The 14,875-nt window shown below is 60.3% G+C and carries 13 protein-coding genes; 9 read left to right on the plus strand and 4 right to left on the minus strand.

The genetic code is table 11. The features are described from left to right. Nucleotides 1–105: 105 nt before the first annotated feature. Nucleotides 106–2,691 (plus strand): ATP-dependent chaperone ClpB, encoded by a 2,586-nt coding sequence (gene clpB, locus MA04_RS20650; RefSeq protein WP_163125716.1) that lies wholly within the window; start codon nt 106–108, stop codon nt 2,689–2,691. Between the two features lie 57 nt (nt 2,692–2,748). Here the strand turns inward: clpB and MA04_RS20655 are convergent, their stop codons facing one another. After that, the gene (locus tag MA04_RS20655) at nt 2,749–3,870 is read right to left on the minus strand and encodes a sterol desaturase family protein (protein WP_262462600.1); all 1,122 of its coding nucleotides are present in this window, start codon (nt 3,868–3,870) and stop codon (nt 2,749–2,751) included. Nucleotides 3,871–4,033: 163 nt separating this feature from the next. Continuing rightward, nucleotides 4,034–4,480, minus strand: coding sequence for a DUF4124 domain-containing protein (locus MA04_RS20660; RefSeq protein WP_262462602.1), 447 nt, complete (start codon nt 4,478–4,480; stop codon nt 4,034–4,036). Nucleotides 4,481–4,929: 449 nt separating this feature from the next. On the opposite strand from MA04_RS20660, the gene MA04_RS20665 reads away from it, so the two are divergent. From MA04_RS20665 to MA04_RS20690, 6 genes are all read left to right on the plus strand, one after another. Continuing rightward, entirely contained in the window at nt 4,930–6,651 is a 1,722-nt protein-coding gene (locus MA04_RS20665; protein ID WP_163125709.1) for an acetolactate synthase 3 large subunit, read from the plus strand. Further along, a complete protein-coding gene (ilvN, locus tag MA04_RS20670) occupies nt 6,651–7,142 on the plus strand; it encodes an acetolactate synthase small subunit (protein ID WP_014996018.1) in 492 nt (163 codons plus the stop codon). The genes MA04_RS20665 and ilvN overlap by 1 nt, the downstream gene beginning before the upstream one ends. A gap of 147 nt (nt 7,143–7,289) precedes the next feature. Further along, on the plus strand, nt 7,290–7,904 hold the full coding sequence (locus tag MA04_RS20675; RefSeq protein ID WP_163125707.1) for a LysE family translocator: 615 nt from the start codon (nt 7,290–7,292) through the stop codon (nt 7,902–7,904). A 93-nt stretch (nt 7,905–7,997) separates the two neighbouring features. Then, nucleotides 7,998–8,528: a M23 family metallopeptidase gene (locus MA04_RS20680; RefSeq protein ID WP_262462604.1), complete on the plus strand. Its 531-nt coding sequence runs from the start codon at nt 7,998–8,000 to the stop codon at nt 8,526–8,528. A gap of 170 nt (nt 8,529–8,698) precedes the next feature. Further along, nucleotides 8,699–10,336, plus strand: coding sequence for a long-chain-fatty-acid--CoA ligase (locus MA04_RS20685; protein ID WP_262462605.1), 1,638 nt, complete (start codon nt 8,699–8,701; stop codon nt 10,334–10,336). Between the two features lie 33 nt (nt 10,337–10,369). After that, nucleotides 10,370–11,512: a C4-dicarboxylate TRAP transporter substrate-binding protein gene (locus MA04_RS20690; protein ID WP_262462606.1), complete on the plus strand. Its 1,143-nt coding sequence runs from the start codon at nt 10,370–10,372 to the stop codon at nt 11,510–11,512. A gap of 17 nt (nt 11,513–11,529) precedes the next feature. Here MA04_RS20690 and ilvY read toward each other — a convergent pair whose 3' ends face one another. Next, nucleotides 11,530–12,417 carry an HTH-type transcriptional activator IlvY gene (gene ilvY, locus MA04_RS20695; protein WP_262462607.1) on the minus strand — a complete coding sequence of 296 codons (888 nt, stop codon included), beginning with the start codon at nt 12,415–12,417 and terminating at the stop codon, nt 11,530–11,532. A gap of 164 nt (nt 12,418–12,581) precedes the next feature. Here ilvY and ilvC point away from each other — a divergent pair, with 164 nt between their 5' ends. Both ilvC and pssA read left to right on the plus strand, forming a co-directional pair. Next, nucleotides 12,582–13,598, plus strand: a complete 1,017-nt coding sequence (gene ilvC / locus MA04_RS20700) for a ketol-acid reductoisomerase (RefSeq protein WP_014996013.1) — start codon at nt 12,582–12,584, stop codon at nt 13,596–13,598. Nucleotides 13,599–13,773: 175 nt separating this feature from the next. Next, nucleotides 13,774–14,562, plus strand: a complete 789-nt coding sequence (gene pssA / locus MA04_RS20705) for a CDP-diacylglycerol--serine O-phosphatidyltransferase (RefSeq protein ID WP_014996012.1) — start codon at nt 13,774–13,776, stop codon at nt 14,560–14,562. On the opposite strand, the gene MA04_RS20710 is transcribed toward pssA, so the two are convergent. Further along, a partial coding sequence (locus tag MA04_RS20710; protein ID WP_262462609.1) for a hypothetical protein occupies nt 14,525–14,875 on the minus strand: 351 nt, incomplete at its 5' end. The two genes, pssA and MA04_RS20710, sit on opposite strands and share 38 nt — an antisense overlap.

A 14,875-nucleotide genomic window follows, 5' to 3' on the forward strand; every position in this document is an offset into this window, starting at 1 on the left:
CGCCCGCATTTATAGGTCAGATTTTGAACAGTCGGTAATAGCCAGTGCCGTTGAAACCAAAAGGGTGGAGGGCTGGTTCTTACGCGCAACCAGGAGAAGTCATTCATGCGAATGGACAAACTGACCGCTCGTCTGCAGGAAGCCTTGGGCGAAGCCCAATCGCTGGCGGTGGGGCAGAGCCACAACGCCATTGAGCCGGTGCATCTGATGCTGGCTCTGCTGCAACAACGCGGCGGCGTCGCCACGCCGTTGCTGGAAAAGGCCGGCGCCAATCCGGCCGATGTGATCACCGCCCTGAAGATGGCGATGGACAAGCTGCCCACCGTTGGCCAGTTCACCGGAGACGTTCAGCTCTCCCAGAATCTGGGCCGCCTGTTGAACCTGGCGGACCGGGAAGCTCAACAACGCGGAGATCAGTATATTTCCACCGAAGCGGTGCTGTTGGCGGCCTGTGACGACAACGGTGATGTCGGCAAACTGATGAAAAACGCCGGTGTGCGCAAGGCGGTGCTGGCGGAGAAAATCCAGCAAGTCCGTGGCGGTGAATCGGTGGACGACCCCAACGCCGAGGACCGTATGGAGTCCCTCAAGAAGTACACCACGGACCTTACCGCCCGCGCCGAAAGCGGCAAGCTGGATCCGGTGATCGGCCGGGATGATGAGATTCGCCGCACCATCCAAGTGCTGCAGCGCCGGACCAAGAACAACCCGGTGCTGATTGGTGAGCCGGGTGTTGGTAAAACCGCCATCGTCGAGGGGCTGGCGCAACGTATCGTCAATGGCGAAGTGCCGGAAGGGCTCAAGGAAAAGCGGGTTCTGTCCCTGGATATGGCAGCGCTGATCGCTGGCGCCAAATACCGCGGTGAGTTCGAGGAGCGCTTGAAAGCCGTGCTCAACGAGCTGTCCAAACAGGAAGGGCGGGTGATTCTGTTCATCGATGAGCTGCACACCATGGTCGGCGCCGGCAAGGCCGATGGAGCCATGGACGCGGGCAATATGCTCAAACCGGCGTTGGCGCGCGGTGAGCTGCATTGCGTCGGTGCCACCACGCTGAACGAGTATCGTCAGTACATCGAAAAGGATGCGGCTCTGGAACGTCGCTTCCAGAAAGTGCTGGTGGATGAGCCCTCGGTGGAAGACACCATCGCCATCCTGCGTGGCCTGAAGGAACGCTATGAGGTTCACCATGGTGTCGACATCACTGACGGCGCCATCATCGCCGCCGCCAAACTGAGCCATCGTTACATCACCGACCGCCAGTTGCCGGACAAGGCCATCGATCTGATCGATGAAGCGGCCAGTCGTATCCGTATGGAAATCGATTCCATGCCGGAGGAAATGGACCGCCTCGACCGGCGCCTGATCCAACTGAAGATGGAGCGGGAGGCGCTGCGCAAGGAAGAGGACGAGGCAAGCAGGAAACGGCTGGAAAAACTGGAAGCGGATATCGCGGCCCTGGAGAAGGAATACGCCGATCTGGAAGAGATCTGGAACGCGGAGAAAGCCGCGTTGCAGGGGGCTCAACAGTACAAGGCGGAACTGGAACAGGCCCGTGTGGATATGGAACAGGCACGCCGCGCCGGCGACCTGAATCGCATGTCCGAGCTGCAGTACGGGGTGATCCCGGAGCTGGAGAAGAAGGTTCAGCAGGCCCAGGAGCGCGAGGAAGCTGCTCAGGTGGAAACCCAGTTGCTACGCAACAAGGTCACCGATGAGGAAGTGGCGGAAGTGGTTTCCAAATGGACCGGGATTCCGGTGTCCAAGATGCTGGAGGGCGAGCGCGAGAAACTGTTGCGCATGGAAGAGGCGTTGCATCATCGCGTGGTTGGCCAGGAAGAGGCGGTGGAAGCGGTCTCCAACGCGGTGCGGCGTTCCCGCGCCGGGTTGTCGGACCCGAACCGTCCGAATGGCAGCTTCCTGTTCCTTGGTCCCACCGGTGTGGGTAAGACGGAGCTGTGTAAGGCGCTGGCCGGTTTCCTGTTCGATACCGAGGAAGCCATGGTGCGCATCGACATGTCCGAGTTCATGGAGAAGCATTCCGTGGCCCGGTTGATCGGCGCGCCTCCAGGGTATGTCGGTTATGAGGAAGGGGGTTATCTCACCGAAGCGGTGCGTCGTAAGCCGTATTCCGTGCTGTTGCTGGACGAAGTGGAAAAGGCGCACCCGGATGTCTTCAACGTACTGTTGCAGGTACTGGAAGATGGCCGCCTTACCGATGGCCAGGGCCGCACCGTGGACTTCCGTAACACGGTGGTGGTGATGACCTCGAATCTGGGGTCGGACCTGATCCAACGCATGGCCGGTGAAGGCGATTATGAGGCAATGAAAGCCGCGGTAATGGAAGTGGTCGGCCAGCATTTCCGCCCGGAGTTCATCAACCGGGTGGACGAAACGGTGGTGTTCCATCCGCTGGGGCAGGCTCAGTTGAAAGGCATCGCGGGCATTCAGCTCGACTATCTGCGCAAGCGGCTGGTGGATCGGGAAATGTCCCTGACGCTGTCCGACGCGGCGCTGGACAAACTGGTGGAAGCGGGCTTCGATCCGGTATACGGAGCGCGGCCGCTGAAGCGGGCAATCCAGAGCCAGTTGGAGAACCCGCTGGCGCAGGCGCTGCTCAAAGGCGAGTTTGTTCAGGGCGATGCCATCAACGTGGATGTGGCGGACGGCAAGTTCACCTTCACCAAGGGGTGATTGTCCGCGCCATTTCGGCGGTATAACAACGCCGGCCTTCGGGCCGGCGTTCTGCGTTCAGGAGGAACGCCGGAACGGGAAGGTGAACTGTTGCACCACGCCTTCCGGTACCTGGGTGCTGGCGCGGGTACCGTACCGTGCCGCCAGTTTGTCGGGCATGTGCAGCGTGCCAAACAGTTTGTCGTAGAGCGGCAGGAAAGCGGCGTAGTTCTTGTCCACTGCCTCGTCCTCGGAGGAGTGGTGCCAGTGGTGGAATTCCGGGGTGGCGATGACCCAGCGCAGCAGTGGGAAACGGAAACGCACATTGGCGTGGATGAAAATCGCGTGGAAGGAAATGAACACCAGATAGGCATACACCGCCGATGGCGAGAAGCCGAGGATGAAGATCGGCAAATAACCGACGAAGCGGTTGGCGACGATTTCCACCACATGCAGCCGTGATGAGGCAAGCCAGTCCATTTGTTGGGTGGAATGGTGCACGGCATGAAACCTCCACAACCAGGGCACTTCATGGAACGCCCGGTGAATCCAATAGCTGCCCAGATCCACCACGATCAGAATCTCGATGAACTGTAGCCACAGCGGCTGGCTGGCGATGGCCTGCTGGAAGCCGATGTCGACTTTGTCATGCAGGAACACCTGGATCGGAATCACGGTGAAAAAACTGATCAGTTGCAGCCCGACGTGGCTGAACAGGAAGTACTTCATGTCCGTGATCCAGCCCCGGCGCAGCACTCTTTGTTCCGGATCCTTCGGATAGATTCGTTCCATGGGAACGAACACCAGGGCCAGTACCAGCAGGGTGAGGATGAAATAGTCCAGCCCGGCGTAGAGGCTGCGGCCGTCCACTGGCGGCATGTCAATTCTGCCGGAGCCGAGCAGGGCGGCCATGCAGGCCATGATCATGCCGGCCAGGCCATAGCGTGGATCCTGGTGGCGCCAGACACTGATAAAGCCGGCACAGAAAGCAATGGCGATACCGGCGAACAGCACCATGCGCAGCACGTCGGCGCTATAGAAAGCACGAAATTCCGGGGTGGTGAGCAGATTCGGAAACAGAAAACAGAATCCGCCGAGCAGGGAAAGCAGACCGAGGCCGACGGCGATGGTGGCGCTGATCTTGCCCTGACCGGGAGTCAGATCCACGTCTTCGAAGCGTTCTCTCAAATAATCCGTCATGTCGGGCTGTCCTTGGATAACCACCGGGCCGGCGGCGTGATAGCGATGATAACATCCGGGGCGCCGGCATCATTCTTCAATACAGAGTGTTCAATATCAGGGGTTCAGGGCATTTTAAGCCTGAAAGCCGGTGAGGGGACCACCCCGGTGGTAACAAATAGCGTCACGCTCCCCGGCTATCGCAGAATGACACCGCTGCACGGGTCTGTTCCAGGATTTTGGCCCGTTTTTCCTGGTCCAGAACCTCCATTTCGCCAGTCTCCGGGTTCTCGCGGCGCACCAGCGGCTTTTCCGTCAAGGCCGCCAGATTCCGCCGGTGCTGGTCGCAGGCGGCCCGGGTTTCCTCGCTTACGGCGCCGTCAGCTTCGGTGGTGGCCTCCTCCGCGCCGGGACGGGCGCGCCGGGCGCGGTCCTGTTCCAGCCTTTCCAGGGCGTCGGCCTGGTCGGAGCTGGCTGAGCGGCGGGTGCGCACTGATTGGGTTTCCTGGTCCTCCGGGGGTTGCACGTCATAGTGGGTGACACCCTGGTCGTCCACCCACTTGTAGTAGGTGGCGGCCGGAAGATACGGGCTGGTGATCAGCAAGGCGGCAGCAATGAGTAATGGTTTCATAGTGATCCGGCCCGGAAACATGATCCGGGATCCCCTCCGAAAAAAGTATTAGCTGCCCAAGCATGCCAATGAACCCGTCGGCCAGGCAAGGTACTGTGGCCATTAGGGCTTTGAAATCGCCCGCATTTCTGACAATATTAAGACCTTTCCGGAGATCGGGACCCGCAACCACTTACCGGTGGCTGTGTGGCCGGGATTCGGGGCGTCGTTACCGCGGCGTCCGGTGTCAGCAGTATGACTGCACTCTCGTCCCGCTGTGGGAACCTCCGGAGGTTTCTCACCCCGTCGCGGGCACGATTCCTCCAGGTCCCTCTGCCTGTGTCTGTTGCCGGCCAACCGCCGCGACCGACCCCAGGGTGCTTAAATAGGGCGCCCTATTCCACAGGTAAACGTTGTCCTCCGCTCTCGGCGGGGTGATCGCTATTGTTCTGAACTTAGAGGTAGCAACCGTGGAAATGTTATCTGGCGCGGATATGGTTGTCCGCGCACTGCAAGAAGAGGGTGTGGAGTACATCTTCGGGTATCCCGGAGGCTCCGTTCTGCACATCTACGACGCGTTATTCCAGCAGGACAAAGTCAGTCATATTCTGGTGCGCCATGAGCAGGCGGCGACCCACGCCGCCGACGGTTACGCTCGCGCCACCGGCAAGCCCGGCGTGGTGATGGTGACCTCCGGCCCCGGCGCCACCAACGCCATCACCGGTCTGGCTACCGCCTTCATGGATTCGATCCCGATGATCGTGTTGTCCGGCCAGGTGCGCTCCGACTGGATTGGCGACGACGCCTTCCAGGAGACCGACATGATCGGCGTCTCCCGTCCGGTGGTGAAGCACAGCTTCATGGTGCGCGATCCCAAGGACATTCCGGAGATCTTCAAAAAGGCGTTTTATATCGCCACCACCGGCCGTCCCGGCCCGGTATTGATCGATATTCCCAAGGACCACACCGCGCCTAACAAGACCTTCCCGTACGAATACCCGAAGAAGGTCAAGCTGCGTTCCTACGCGCCGGTGACCCGTGGTCATTCCGGTCAGATCCGCAAGGCGGTGGAGGAGCTGCTCAAGGCCAAGCGTCCGGTGATCTACGCTGGTGGCGGCGTGGTCCAGGGCGAGGCCAGCGAAGCGCTGACCAAGCTGGCTCATAAGCTCAACTTCCCGGTGACCAACACCTTGATGGGGTTGGGCGCTTACCCCGGCACCGATCGTCAGTTTCTGGGCATGCTGGGTATGCATGGGACCTACGAAGCCAATATGGCGATGCATAGCGCCGATGTGATCCTGGCCGCCGGTGCGCGGTTGGACGACCGGGTCACCAACAGCACCAAGAAGTTCTGCCCGGGCGCCAAGCTGATTCACATTGATATCGATCCGGCCAGCATCTCCAAGAACGTGGCGGCGCATATTCCCATCGTTGGTCCGGTGCGGCAGGTGCTGGACGAAATGCTGGCCATGCTCGATGAGCAGGACAGTGAGCCGGACCATAAGGCACTGGAACGCTGGTGGCAGGAAATCGACGGCTGGCGGGAGTTCCACGGCCTGCGCTACGAAACCAACGAAAACGGCCCGATGAAACCGCAGCAGGTGGTTCAGGCTCTGTACAAGGCCACCGACGGCAAGGCCTACGTCACCTCCGACGTGGGGCAGCACCAGATGTTCGCGGCCCAGTTCTACAAGTTCGATCGCCCGCGCCAGTGGATCAACTCCGGCGGTCTGGGCACCATGGGCTTCGGACTGCCGGCGGCCATGGGGGTGCAGTTCGCTTTCCCGGACGCGGTGGTTGCCTGTGTCACCGGTGAAGGCTCGATCCAGATGAATATCCAGGAGCTGTCCACCTGCCTGCAGTACGGCCTGCCGGTGAAGATCATCAACATCAACAACCAGGCCCTCGGCATGGTGCGCCAGTGGCAGGATATGCAGTACGGCGGCCGCCATAGCCAGTCCTATATGGAATCCCTGCCGGACTTCGTCAAACTGGCCGAGGCCTATGGCCATGTGGGCTTCAAGGTGGAGAAATTCGAGGATCTGGAAGGCGCCATGAACGAAGCGTTCTCGCTCAAGGACCGGCTGGTCTTCATGGACATCTATGTGGACCCCACCGAGCACGTGTACCCGATGCACATCGCCGATGGCGCCATGCGTGATATGTGGCTGAGCAAGACGGAGCGGACCTGATGAGACGTATCATTTCGATTCTGATGGAAAACGAACCCGGCGCCCTGTCCCGGGTGGTGGCTCTGTTCTCCCAGCGCGGCTACAACATCGAGACGCTCACCGTGGCGCCCACGGAAGACCCGACCCTGTCGCGTCTGACCATGACCACCACCGGTGACGAGTACAAGATCGAGCAGATCACCAAACATCTCAACAAGCTGATCGAGGTGGTCAAGCTGGTGGATCTCACCGAAGGGGCTCATATCGAGCGTGAGATCATGCTCATGAAGATCAAGGCCACCGGTGCCCAGCGCGCGGAGGTGAAGCGTACCGTGGATATCTTCCGTGGCCAGATCGTGGACGTCACCGCCACGGTTTATACCGTCCAGCTCACTGGCACCACCGATAAGCTGGAGGCGTTCATCAACGCCATCGGTGAAACCCAGGTGCTGGAAGTGGTACGCTCCGGCGTGTCCGGCATTGCCCGTGGGGAGAAAGTGTTGAGCCTCTGACGGTTCGCGCTTTCGACCGAAAACAACGAACCCCGCCTGGTGCGGGGTTTGTTGTTTTTGCGCGTCCGGGAACGGTGTATCAAGATACGTGTACCGTAAACAGCGAAGAAGAACCCGTCTGAATCCAACCTGGGAAAGATAGCCGCGATGATCACCATTGAATTCTTACTGACCACTCTGGTTGTGGTGCTGATGCCGGGCGCTGGTGTGCTGTGCACGGTGGCGGCGGCACTGGCCCAGGGGCGTGCTGCCGGTTTCTACGCCGCGCTGGGTTGTACGTTGGGTATTATTCCTCATCTGCTGGCGACAGTACTGGGGCTGGCGGCGATCATGCACACCAGCGCGGTGGTGTTTCAACTGGTGAAGTTCGCCGGGGTGGCCTACCTGCTCTACCTGGCCTGGATGACCTGGAAAAACGGGTTGCAACTCCAGGTGTCCGATGACTCCGCCGGAGTTCGTCCTCTGGTGGTTGTCGGCCGCGCCTTCCTGGTCAATGTTCTTAATCCGAAACTCAGCCTGTTCTTTCTGGCGTTCCTGCCTCAGTTCATTCCGCCGGGCAGCCCCTCTCCCTTCGTCCAGTTGTCACTGTTGAGTGGTGTTTTGATGGCGATGACGTTCGCCGTGTTTGTCCTCTATGGGCAGCTGGCCCATGGATTCCGGCGGGTGATCATGGCGTCACCGCGAGTGCAGAACGGTTTGCGCAGGGGCTTCGCCGCCGCCTTTGCCGGTTTGGGCGTGCAGTTGGCGCTCAGTGGACGTTGAGGGGCATGAGCGGGAAGCAAATGGTGATGCGATGAAGGGGGCGATCGTCGATAGGCAAGGTGACATGAAGATGCCGTGGAGGTGCGAGAGGAGATGGTGAAAGGATTTCGCCTCAAAAGAATGTTATTGGCTTTGCTTGTTGTTGTGGTGGCCGGTTTGCTGATCCCGGAACACGCCCGCATTCCTGTGCAAGGCGCCACGGCCAGCGATTGGCACCCGAAATCCTTCTGGTTTGAACCCTGGGGCGCTTCCGGCGTGCATAAAGGCATCGATATCTTTGCCGTCCGGGGGACGCCGGTGGTCTCCGCCGTTCCTGGTATCCGATTGTATCAGGGGGAATTCAGCCTGGGCGGGAAAGTGGTGATCGTACTGGGGCCGAAATGGCGCCTTCACTACTATGCGCATCTGAATGATCCGGCCACTCCGGTGCCCCTATGGGTGGCGAAAGGGCGCCAAATAGGCGGGGTCGGAGATTCCGGCAATGCCAAGGGTAAACCACCTCATTTGCATTATTCGGTACTGTCCCTGATTCCCTTGCCCTGGCGGATGACGACGGAGACACAGGGTTGGAAGAAGATGTTCTTTCTCAACCCTGTCGACGTGTTTACCTCGCGGGGGCCCTGAAAACCGCCCATTCTCCACTATGGCCTCCTTGGCGCCGCTGCCTCGCGCGGCCATTTCCCCCCTCTTCACACTTATAACGCTCCATGAAAACCATTCATTGGTCATGCCGGGCCGGCCACACCTAGGCTAGGGTCGATTTGTTCAGCCCATGACAACAACAAGGAGCTGCCATGACTGCAAGCCAGGCCTCGGGCCAGGTTAGGGACGCGGCGGTGTTCGCGGCGGAGCCGGTGTATCAGGCACTGGAAGAAACCGCGGCCCGCTATCCGCAACATCCTGCTCTGTACTTTGAAGGCGTACGGCTTTCCTATGCCGATTTTCATCGTTTGGTAAACCGGGCCGCCCGGGGCTTTCAGCATCTGGGAGTGAAACCTGGTGTCCACGTTGGCCTGTTTCTAGGCAATACGCCTCACTACGCCATTGCTTTTCTGGGTGTATTGAGAGCCGGCGGCACCGTCGTCAATTATTCCCCTCTGGATGCGGAACGCACTCTGGCGCACAAGATTGAAGACAGCCACAGCGACATCATGGTGACGCTGGATGTGCCGGAACTATTGCCGCGGATCCGGGGATTTCTGGAGACCTCCCGTCTGCGGACTCTGGTGGTGGGTACGCCCACGGACTTCACCGGGGAGGGCGCTACCGGTGCCGGACCGGGGGCGGCAATTCTCAGCTTCGCTGACCTGCTCAATAATGAAGGGGACTTTCAGCCCTATGCGGTGGCGGATCCGGAAAACACGCTGGCGGTGCTGCAATACACCGGTGGCACCACCGGCGTGCCGAAAGGGGCGGAGTTGACCCACGGCAATCTCACTTGCGGCTGCCAGCAACTGATGGCGGCTCTGGCCGGTGATCTGCAATCCGGTCAGGAACGGGTACTGGCGGTGTTGCCGCCGTTTCATATTTACTCGATGACGGTGAACTTGCTGTTCGGTATCCGGCTGGCGGCCGAGCTCTATTTGCACAGCCGCTTTGATCCCGATGCGGTGCTGAAAGCGGTGCATGAACATCGCCTGTCGGTATTGCCGGCGGTACCCACTATGTTCATCGCGCTGATCCATCATCCTCAGGTGACGCAGTACGATCTTACTTCGCTGCGGCTGTGCAATTCCGGCGGTGCTCCTTTGCCGGTGGAAGTGCAGCAGCGCTTCCAGGAGCTGACCGGTTGCCGTCTCGGTGAAGGCTGGGGGATGACAGAGACCACCGCGGTGGGCACCTACACGCCGCTCACCGGAGAGCGCCCGCCGCAAGGTTCCTGCGGCTGCCTGGTGCCCGGTGTGTCAATGAAGATCGCGCCCATGGACGCGGAAGGCTCGCTGGCCGTTGATGAGCGTGGCGAGATTTGTGTCACCGGCCCCAATGTCATGCCGCGCTACTGGAATAACCCCGATGCCACCGCGGCCTCGTTCACCAAGGACGGTTACTTCCGCACCGGCGATGTGGGCTACCTGGACCAACAAGGGTATGTGTACATCGTCGATCGTACCAAGGACATGATCCTGTGCAGTGGCTACAACGTCTATCCGCGAGTGATCGAGGAAGCCATCTACGAGCATCCGGACGTGGAGGAGGTGTCGGTGATCGGCGTAAAGGACAGCTACCGGGGGCAGTCTCCGATGGCTTTCGTTCGTTTGCGTCAGGCCGCCGCTCCTTTGACATTGGAAACGTTGCAGGCCTTTCTCTCCGATCGTCTTGGCAGGCACGAAATGGTGCGTGCGCTGGCGTTGCGTGACGAATTACCGAAGACGCCGGTGGGCAAGCTGTCCAAGAAAGAACTCTATGATGAGACGGCGTCTTTTTCTTTGTGAAGACGTCACGTGATCCTAATCAGGAGAATAACGATGAAGCTAAGAGGATGCCTGGTGTTGCTGGCGCTTGCCGCTGCTTTCATGTCGGGGCCGGGGTACGCCAAGTCCCTGCGTTTCGCTTCCGGTTACCCGCCCAACTCGGTGGCGGAACAGGCCGCTCAGAAGTACACGCAAGTACTGAAGGATGAGACGGACGGCGCGCTCTCCGCCCGGGTCTTTTCGCTGACGCTGCTTAATCTGTTGGAAAGCTCCGCCGGCGTGCGTGACGGTATGGCGGACGCGGCCGTGGTGTTGTTCCCGTATTTCCCGGGGGAGTATCCGCGTATCAATATGCTGGCGGAGATCTCCATGTTGCTCAACGCCGGTGGTGAAGATCCTGCCCACGCGGGGCTGATTTTCACCGGTGCTTTCTCCGAGTTCCTGTTCCAGTCCTGCCCGGGCTGTCAGAAGGAGCTGGGCGCGCAAAACCAGGTCTTTCTCGGGTCCGGCTCCACTCCGACGCTGCCGTTGCTGTGTACCACGCCGATTCGGGAAGCAAAGGATCTGGCGGGTAAGCGGGTGCGCACCTCCGGCGCCCAGTGGGCCCGCTGGGTGGAGGAGATGGGCGCCACGCCGATCACCATGTCGGTGAACGAGATCTACGAAGGGCTGAATCAGGGGGTAGTGGATTGCACCGTGCAGACCACCACGGAGCTGTCGATCTTCAAACTGGATGAAGTGGTGACGGACATCACCCTGGGCGTCCCTGGCGGCGTGTTCGGCGGCTCCGGTGTGAACAATATGAACCGTGATACCTGGCGGGGGTTGAGTGAGGCCGAGCGGCGCGCGGTATTGAAAGCTTCGGCGGTGTTTTCCGCGGAAGCCTCCTGGGGCTACGACGCCCTGGGTGCGGAGAACCTGGCCGCCGCTAAGCAAAACGGCATCACTGTGCATCAGGCCGGAGAGGCTTTCCGGGCCGGCACCCAGACTTTCATCGATAAGGATGTGGAAACCATCGCGGAGAACTACCGCAAGCGCTACGGCGTGGAGAACGCCGCCGAACTGATCGATGCGTTCCGGCCTTTGTTGCAGCGCTGGCAAGACCTGGTGGACGGCGTTGAGAGCCCGGAGCAGTTGGCGCAGCTGTATTGGCGTGAGGTGTTCTCGAAAGTCGACCCGGCCCGTTACGGGATGTGATCGGAAAGGGAGAGCCGTCAGCCCGGATTCTGCTGGTTCCAGAAGGCGTCGATCAGCGGCTCTCCCAGTCTCTTCTCCAGAGCAAACAAGCCTACCTCGTAAGCTTCCAGCCGCGGCTGCACGTCGAGAATACGGATGCGGCTGGCGAGCGGGCTGTTGTCGAGCACGATCTGCGGCACCACGCCGATGCCAAACCCCAGACTGACCATGCTGACGATGGCCTCATTGCCGCTGACCTGGGCGTAGATCTGCGGGCGCAGCCCCAGATCCCGAAACCAGCGGTCGGTACGCTCCCGGGCCAGTCCCTCTTCGGACAAAATCATTGGGATCTCCCGCCAGGCGTTGCTGCTGGCCTTGCCGGACAGCCGTTCGGCCAGTTGTGGTTGGCTGGCGGGGGCGATGAAAAGCAGGGCAGAGCGGGTTACCGGGTGAAAGGCGATACCATTGGGCATCTGCACGGGACGGGCGCCGACCGCGATGTCCTCGGTGCCGGACAGGACCCGTTCCTCGGCCTGGGCCGGATCGCCGGTGTGTAGCTTGATCTCGATGCGGGGAAAGTTGGCGCGGAAGCTGCTGAGCATGTCGTGGAGAAAGCTGTAGCTGGCGGTGACGGAACAATACAGGCTCAGCTCGCCGCGAAGCACCCGCTGGTCATCCTGCAGTGCCAGGCGTACCGTATTCCAGTCGCTCACCGCTTGGCGTGCATAGTCGCGGAAGCGTTCCCCTTCGCGGGTCAGACTGACCCGGCGATTGTCCCGGTACAGCAGGGTGGTGCCGACATCCTGCTCCAACTGCCGGATGCCGCGGCTCAGGGCGGAGGGGCTGATGTGGCACAAACGGCTGGTGCGGCCAAAGTGCAGGGTCTCGGCCAGGGTCAGGAAATGTTCCAGAGCGCGGATATCCATTGCGGGTCCACAGGTAGGGTTTGTGTTGCGAATTTCGGCATGCAGCATTGCAAATATATCATTTTACGCAATGCCATGGATAGCCTATCGTGACCAGCCAGTGCTGGCCTGCCGGGCCGCTTCGCATTCACTCCACACATTCACCCCACAACAGGATTACGACCATGCAAGTCTATTACGACAAAGACTGTGACCTCTCTCTGGTCCAGGGCAAGAAAGTGGCCATCGTTGGTTACGGCTCCCAGGGCCATGCCCATGCCAACAACCTGAAGGATTCCGGTGTGGACGTAACCGTGGCGCTGCGTCCGGGTTCGGCCTCCGCCGCCAAAGCGGAAGCAGCCGGCCTCAAGGTCACCAGCGTTCCGGAAGCGGTGAAGCAGGCGGATGTAGTAATGGTGCTGGCGCCGGACGAGTACCAGGCAGCGATCTACCAGAACGAGATCGAACCGAACCTGAAGCAGGGCGCGACCCTGGCTTTCGCCCACGGTTTCTGCATCCATTACAACCAGATCGTGCCGCGTAAGGATCTGGACGTGATCATGATCGCGCCGAAAGCTCCGGGCCACACGGTGCGCACCGAGTTCACCAAAGGTGGTGGCATCCCTGACCTGATCGCCATCTTCCAGGACGCGTCCGGTCAGGCCAAGGATCTGGCACTGTCCTACGCTTGCGGTATCGGCGGCGGCCGCACCGGTATCATCGAAACCACCTTCAAGGACGAAACCGAAACCGACCTGTTCGGCGAGCAGGCGGTACTCTGCGGTGGCTGCGTGGAGCTGGTGAAAGCGGGCTTCGAGACCCTGGTGGAAGCCGGGTACGCACCGGAAATGGCTTACTTCGAGTGTCTGCACGAACTGAAGCTGATCGTCGACCTGATGTACGAAGGCGGCATCGCCAACATGAACTACTCCATCTCCAACAATGCGGAGTTTGGCGAGTACACCACCGGTCAGGAAGTGATCAACGACCAGTCCCGTGAAGCCATGCGCAATGCTCTGAAGCGCATCCAGAATGGCGAATACGCAAAAATGTTTATTTCGGAAGGCGATCTGAACTATCCGAGCATGACCGCTCGTCGTCGTCTGAATGCGGAGCACCCCATCGAGCAGGTGGGTGAGAAGCTGCGCAGCATGATGCCGTGGATCCAGGCCAACCAGATCGTGGACAAGAGCAAGAACTGATAGCGGCTCTGTGTCCGTGATCGACGAAAACGCGCCTCCGGGCGCGTTTTTTTTGGCCGCCGTCCGTCGCTGGCATCCTGGTCATCCCGGGCGCCGGGGCGAGGTGGCGCCAGGAAATTTTTTGTTGGGGTTGGCTGCGTTAGACTAGGCGCACCTTTTTAGTCGGCGATACATCATGACCAAGCAGCAAGAGGAAGCCCCGCAAAGCGGGACACCGGAAACCTTCGAGGTAGTGGAGGCGGAGCAGCGCACCGGGGCGCGCTACAAGGGGGTGTACCTGCTCCCTAACCTGTTCACCACCGGGGCCCTGTTCGCCGGCTTCTACGCCATCGTCGCCGCCATGAACGGTCTGTTCGAGAACGCGGCCATCGGGATTATCGTCGCCGGCATCCTGGATGGCATGGATGGCGGCGTGGCGCGGCTGACCAATACCCAAAGCAAGTTCGGGGCGGAATACGACTCTCTGTCCGACTGTGTGGCCTTTGGCGTGGCGCCGGGGCTGGTGGCGTATTCCTGGGGGCTGTCGGAGCTGGGCAAATTCGGCTGGATGGCGGCGTTCATCTACGTGGCCTGTGCGGCGCTGCGTCTGGCGCGCTTCAATGTGCAGGCGGAGACCACCGACAAGCGTTTCTTTATCGGCTTGCCAAGCCCCACAGGGGCCGGTCTGGTGGCGACCCTGGTGTGGCTCGGGGCAAGCCGTGGCGTGGACGGTAATGACATCTCCTGGATCGTCGCGCTGGCCGTGGCGGGCGCGGGTCTGCTGATGGTGTCTTCCGTGCGTTACCATTCTTTCAAGGAATTTCATATAGGCAGGGTGCCGTTCAAGGTTCTGCTGGGGGTCATTGTTGCTTTCGCCATTGTCTTCCTGGATCCGCCGCTGGTGCTGTTGAGCGTGGCGGTGATCTATGTGGTGGTGGGGCTGTTGCTCAATCTCTGGCAACTGCGCAAGCGATCGGACAGCTGATCGGGCTCAAATCCGGATTTCCGCAGGGGCGCCATTGGCGCCCCTTGTTTTCCGGGATGAGCCGGGGAGGGCGAAAATGGTTGAAAAACCAGCGCTGTGGAGTAAAAAATAGACGTTTCAGAGGGTGTTCGCTTAAAAGGTGACCGTTTGATAAAAAAGAGATGAAAAAGGTGTTGACGCCCTGGCGGAAATCCCTAGAATGCGCCCCCACAACGACGGCGGACACGGCGCCACGCCAAAGCAGGCAACGCCAGGAAGTCGTCGGGAAGCAAGGCTTCCAACGCTCTTTAACAATCAGGCAAGCAAACGTGTG

The sequence above is a fragment of the Alloalcanivorax balearicus MACL04 genome (genome assembly GCF_025532145.1).
GTDB classification, from domain to species: domain Bacteria; phylum Pseudomonadota; class Gammaproteobacteria; order Pseudomonadales; family Alcanivoracaceae; genus Alloalcanivorax; species Alloalcanivorax balearicus.

Excerpts from the sequence above, each read along its gene's own strand:
- MA04_RS20680 (WP_262462604.1), top strand. The coding sequence starts at position 7,998 with ATGGTGAAAGGATTTCGCCTCAAAAGAATGTTATTGGCTTTGCTTGTT.
- ilvY (WP_262462607.1), bottom strand. The coding sequence starts at position 12,417 with ATGGATATCCGCGCTCTGGAACATTTCCTGACCCTGGCCGAGACCCTG.
- ilvN (WP_014996018.1), top strand. The coding sequence starts at position 6,651 with ATGAGACGTATCATTTCGATTCTGATGGAAAACGAACCCGGCGCCCTG.
- MA04_RS20690 (WP_262462606.1), top strand. The coding sequence starts at position 10,370 with ATGAAGCTAAGAGGATGCCTGGTGTTGCTGGCGCTTGCCGCTGCTTTC.
- MA04_RS20655 (WP_262462600.1), bottom strand. The coding sequence starts at position 3,870 with ATGACGGATTATTTGAGAGAACGCTTCGAAGACGTGGATCTGACTCCC.
- clpB (WP_163125716.1), top strand. The coding sequence starts at position 106 with ATGCGAATGGACAAACTGACCGCTCGTCTGCAGGAAGCCTTGGGCGAA.
- MA04_RS20660 (WP_262462602.1), bottom strand. The coding sequence starts at position 4,480 with ATGAAACCATTACTCATTGCTGCCGCCTTGCTGATCACCAGCCCGTAT.
- pssA (WP_014996012.1), top strand. The coding sequence starts at position 13,774 with ATGACCAAGCAGCAAGAGGAAGCCCCGCAAAGCGGGACACCGGAAACC.
- MA04_RS20675 (WP_163125707.1), top strand. The coding sequence starts at position 7,290 with ATGATCACCATTGAATTCTTACTGACCACTCTGGTTGTGGTGCTGATG.
- MA04_RS20685 (WP_262462605.1), top strand. The coding sequence starts at position 8,699 with ATGACTGCAAGCCAGGCCTCGGGCCAGGTTAGGGACGCGGCGGTGTTC.
- ilvC (WP_014996013.1), top strand. The coding sequence starts at position 12,582 with ATGCAAGTCTATTACGACAAAGACTGTGACCTCTCTCTGGTCCAGGGC.